The sequence below is a fragment of the Mesorhizobium sp. M7A.F.Ca.US.006.04.2.1 genome, from assembly GCF_004022915.1.
GTDB lineage: Bacteria > Pseudomonadota > Alphaproteobacteria > Rhizobiales > Rhizobiaceae > Mesorhizobium > Mesorhizobium ciceri.
Map to the genome: position 1 here is coordinate 1 of NZ_RZQA01001230.1, position 1,335 is coordinate 1,335.

2 protein-coding genes are annotated in these 1,335 nt (G+C 59.3%); both read left to right on the forward strand.

Annotated elements, in window-relative coordinates; genetic code table 11:
• Positions 1-706 (forward strand): hypothetical protein (locus tag EN925_RS36095; RefSeq protein WP_128337386.1); only part of this gene is annotated, 706 nt, incomplete at its 5' end.
• A 172-nt stretch (positions 707-878) separates the two neighbouring features.
• Positions 879-1,335: manganese catalase family protein (locus EN925_RS36100; protein ID WP_206633137.1), on the forward strand; the 457-nt coding region annotated here is incomplete at its 3' end.

Here is a 1,335-nt window from a genome sequence, read left to right on the forward strand (position 1 = left end):
CAATGGGAGTGGTGTTGCGGCTCCGGGGGTCATCCACGAAAGCGGCGTCTTTCACATGTTCATCCAGACCGAGTTCATGAAGTCTGGCGGCCGCTGCGAGCATGCGGTTTCCAATGACGGGTTCCAGTGGGTGGTTCTTAGCCCCGCAATCCTCGCGATCCCGGACACGGAGGAAGATGGCATTTACGATCCGCATCCCGCACTTATTGGCGGCAAGCGCTACCTCGTCTATTCCGCCATGCCAAAATTCACCAGGGTGCCGCAGCCCGACATCTATCTCGCACGCAGCCAATCCGACTCATGGTTCGGTCCCTGGAAGCGGATCGGCAAGATCCTCGACCACAATGATGTGCCTCACCACAACACAAGAGAGGATCCCGACTATGAATGGGGCATTGAGGGCGCACAACTGGTCGAATTGCCGGACGGTCGCGTGCTTCTCAATGCCACTTGCTTTCTGCCCAATGGCCTTCGCGGGAACCGGCAACGCGTGTTTTTTGCCATCGCGGATAACGTTGCTGGACCTTACGTCTCGATCGGCCCGGTGCTGGAACCAGGCCAGCCGGGAGAGAACGGCCACTCGACAGTGATGATCGAAGGCAGCCAGCTTTCACTGTTTTATCAGAGCCGGGTCGCCACGACTGATCATCGGTGGCGCTACGGCTTGGCCAGATGTGACGTCGCTCTGCTTTCCAGGGTCGCGTGATCCGGTCGGCGCCACTCGTACCGACTGCATCAACGAACTGGACGGCTCGCATTGCGAATAAGCGTCCGTGGCCCGAGACATTCCCGCGGAAAGCCTGCCGGAATTAAGTGTTCCTCGCACGGAACAATGCATCAGAGCTGAGGTTCGGCTGACTTCCAACCAGGAGTCAGCCATGTATTACACCGACAAGAAATTGCAGTACCCGGTTCGTGTGGAAACGCCCAATCCAGTCTTTGCCCGTGCCTTGCAGCAGGCCATCGGCGGAGTAGAAGGCGAGATCCGCGTGGCCTTGCAGTATTTCTTCCAGGCATGGGGATGCCGCGGGCCGGCCAAATACCGCGACCTGTTGTTGAACACGGCGACCGAGGAGCTCGGCCATATCGAAATGCTGGCGACTGCGGTCGCCCTCAATCTTGAGGGTGCACCACTTTCGCTGCAGGAGGACATCTCGTCGGACACGGTCGGCGGCTCGGTCCTCAACGGGATGAACTTCCGCCATATCTTGTCGACCGGCCTGGCCGCACTGCCTGAAAACGCCAACGGCGTTCCCTTCAATGCTTCGCATGTCTATGCCAGCGGCAATCTTGCCGCGGATATGGTCGCAAACGTCACCGCGGAAGGAAGCGGCC